The organism is Flavobacterium succinicans, from assembly GCF_001662485.1.
GTDB lineage: Bacteria > Bacteroidota > Bacteroidia > Flavobacteriales > Flavobacteriaceae > Flavobacterium > Flavobacterium succinicans_A.
In genome coordinates, this window is record NZ_JMTM01000036.1 from 1 (window position 1) to 3,772 (window position 3,772).

Genomic DNA, 3,772 nt, shown 5'->3' on the forward strand with positions numbered 1-3,772 from the left:
TAGTTGTACCTTCATCAGAAATGTTAACTCGCCTACTTCGGGCGGAACAGCAGTGGTTTCAGGCTATAGCTGTTCAGGAACATCAACAGGAACCATGACTGTAGGTCAGGTCGTTTCTGGAGTAACGCAAATCATTACTGCAAATGTTACAACTGTAGGAACGTATAATATTTCTATACCTGCCAACAACGGTATTTCTTGGACAGGTTCGAATACTTTTACAGTCACAGGTAATAATCAACCTATCATTTTAACCGCTAGTGGTACGCCAACTTCGGCAGGAACTACCACATTTGCGTTACCAACAACACCTACTTGCAGCTTTACACGATCTGTAGGGCAAGCTTTTACTTCAACGGTTTGTAGTACCGTGATAGGATCATTTCCAGCTACCACAACTATTGGTAGTAGCGCTGTAACCATTACAAAAACAACAAGTACAGACTCTGGCTCAATTGCATCTGTCTCAAATTGCGGCGTGTCTGCTACTGGAAATATTATTGGGATTGGTTTAGGACAGAGCGCCACTTTTGCTTTTAGCGTACCGCTTAAAAACGTTCAGGTATTTGGTGTGAATAATGAGAGTTCCGAAGGTAATGAAGGATATACCGTAACAGCATCTTTGGCGGGTGTGTCCGTACCCATTCAGCTGGTACCTTCAGCCGGGACATGTCAGGCTAGTTTTACGTCTACTCAAACGGGAAATACAGCCAGTATTAACAATACAGGTTTAACATCAAGTTCAGGCTTGGTATTTAACATAAGCTCCAATAGTGAGTATGATGCTGTAACGATAACACGTTCATCAGCTACTGCTGGTGGAAATCTTTTTGGATTTATGCTATGTAATGCTACAGCCGTTCCAAATATAACCTCAGGAGGTTCAGCAGTGGTATCGTCCTATGACTGTTCAGGTGCAATTAATGGAACCCTTATACAAGGTAGAAACACAGCTTTTTTCGAGCCCGTTACACTGACCATTACCGCATTGGTAGCTACTACAGGTACCTATAATCTTACTACTACAGCCAATGGGGTTACTTTTTCCGGATCGGGTACTGTTGCTGCTGGTCCTAATGTGCCTATTGTGCTAACTGCCACAGGAACTCCAGTAGCTGCTGGGAACCATACCTTTACCTTAAATACTACCCCTAGTTGCAGTTTTAATAGAACTACTTATGAAAGTTATCCTACCACAAACTGTAACGTAACTCATAGTTCTGGTAACTACCAAACCAGTAATCCGACAGTATTTGTGAATGTAACGAAAGCTTCGCCAAATGCTACTGGTCCTTTTAATACATCATCCTTCCAAAATTGTTTTCTTAACACAACCAATTACCCTGGCGGAAGTGCTTCTACACTTTCAGGGTCACAAGCGGCTACATACACCTTCGATAAAATCCTAAATAATGTGCAAATTTATACCACATATAACAATAATTTAGGTTTACCGGCAGCTCAAGTAACTGAAGGATTGAGGGTTTCGGCTACACTCGGGGGTAATGCAGTACCGGTGGTGTTATCACCTTTACTTTCTGATTGTACTCCAGAAGATTTTGTATCTACAATTGGGAATGATGCCACTTATGTAAACAAAGTCGTTAATATTACGGGAGGTATGCTAAATGTCATTAGCACTACCGGATATGATACTTTGATTGTACAACGTTGGAACGGTGTTGCTGCAGATGCAAATCTACATGGCTTACGTTTTTGTAACGCCACAGCCACAGTTAATTCCACATCTGGCGGAACGGCAGTGATATCGTCCTTTACTTGCCCAGGGAGTTCTGTTGGTACGTTAATACCTGGTGTAGCTGCCTCTGGTGTTACACAAATCATTAGCGCTAATGTGGATGCTGCGGGTTCTTATGCGCTCTCTACCAACACAGTAAACGGGGTTACATTTACGGGTTCGGATACTTTTAGCAGTACGGGCAATAGTCAGTCTATTACGTTAACAGCAACGGGTATACCTTTAGCTTCGGGTACTTTTACGTATACGCTAAATGCTTGTTCATTTACTATAACTGTAGATTGTCCAAAAATACAAACAGGGCATTTTATTGACAATGCAATTGGAGATAATAAAGCTTTTACATTTACCACACTTGCCAAGGGTAAAGTAATTTGGTTTGCTAATGAAAATGTTTGGTCTAGTACTAATGATATTAGTTCATACATTGCTGCAGCTTCTAATTTTAATGGTACATATATAACAAACAATAGTTTTATTTCACCAACTGTTCCTGTAAATGTTTATCAAAATCTTTCAACTATTGGCGAAGCCAATGTTTTAGCTGCTGGCACACAAACCATAAATATTGTACGTAATGGTGGAAATAATATGTTAAATAATAAACTAGAGTATCTGTTTATACCTGAGCCTACTGGTTGTAGTGAAGGATTAACCTCAGGAATGTTCAACGCAAAATCAGAACAAGGAAATAATATAAATAATACGCCTGCGGTAAATAATCATAGATATACAATTTCGTGTCCTTCTGCGGGGAAACTGATATTAATTCCTTCTTTGAATTTATTTACGACTATAAATGGAAATAATTTATCATACGACATTAAAGTTGACGGGACTATAGTAGAGAATGTGTTGCAACGAAATTCAAATCCAAATAATGTATGGCAAGAGCTTTCCGGATTAGCAGTAGCAAGTGTGCCATCAGGAAGTGTAAATGTAGATTTGGTTCCGCTACCAGGCTTTAGTGGCGTTACTGTCCCTTCTATGCAGTGGATACATGTACCCTCAACGTCTAATGTTACTACCGGTACTTCTTCTGCTACGCTTGTCAATAATTCGCCAGCTACAAACAGTCATAGATTTACACTGACAGCACCTGCTGCGGGTAAATATATTTTATTGGGTCAAGCCGGTTTATTGCATAATTCATCAACTACTGGAATTGAGTATCAAGTTAAAAATGGTGCTACTACGCTAGAAACTGTGACATTGTCAGGTGGTCATTTTAATTCTTTACGTAATACTTTAACCTATGCAACAGAGCTTAGTGTGGCAGCAGCTGGAGCAGTCAATATAGATTATGTGCCAACAGTAGGTAAGTTTCAATCGATGACAGATGTTAAATTATTGTGGATATTTATCCCTAATTAACGATTGTGTAATGGATGCCGCTTATTTTAAAAATGAGCGGTTATCTTACCTCTTCTGTGTAGTGCTGATATAGATGCCGTAGGAAACGGCAATGAGCCTGATTTACTTACTGTACCTATAGCTTTATAATTGTTACTAAGGTGTTGTGCACCGTGTCTTAGTCGTAAAAAAACAACAAAAGTGGCATAGGCTACAAAGCAATGATGGATACAACATCTTAAAAGTAGAGCGTAAGTGATTGGGTTATAAAAACGCAACAACCACTACTGCTACATAGTGGGATAAGAGCTGAAAAGCAATTGTTAAGGACTTGTTTTTTTGTGCAAGGATAAAGTAATACATCACATAGCGAATAATGTTACATAATAATAATAATATGAAGAAAATAGTTACATGCTTAGTCTTAATCATCTGTTCGGTTGGCTTTGCGCAAGTAGGTATAGGTACGAATAATCCAAATCCAAGTGCTGCTTTAGACATTACTGCCACTAATAAGGCGTTATTATTGCCTCGAGTGGCTAATACGGCTGCTATTGTAGCACCAGTAGAAGGCATGATGATTTATGATCTTTCCTCTAAATGTTTTAAAGCATTCGAAAAAGGGGTTTGGACCAACTGTCTGAGCAATGGTTCCAACAT

Annotated in this window: 1 protein-coding gene and 1 pseudogene; both read left to right on the forward strand. The window is 39.4% G+C overall.

The genetic code is table 11. From position 1 onward, the window contains the following. The coding region (locus tag FLB_RS14370) for a beta strand repeat-containing protein (protein ID WP_197488945.1) at positions 1–3,133 on the forward strand (3,133 nt) is incomplete at its 5' end. Positions 3,134–3,509: 376 nt separating this feature from the next. Continuing rightward, positions 3,510–3,772, forward strand: a pseudogene (locus FLB_RS07235) (hypothetical protein); the annotation flags it as partial.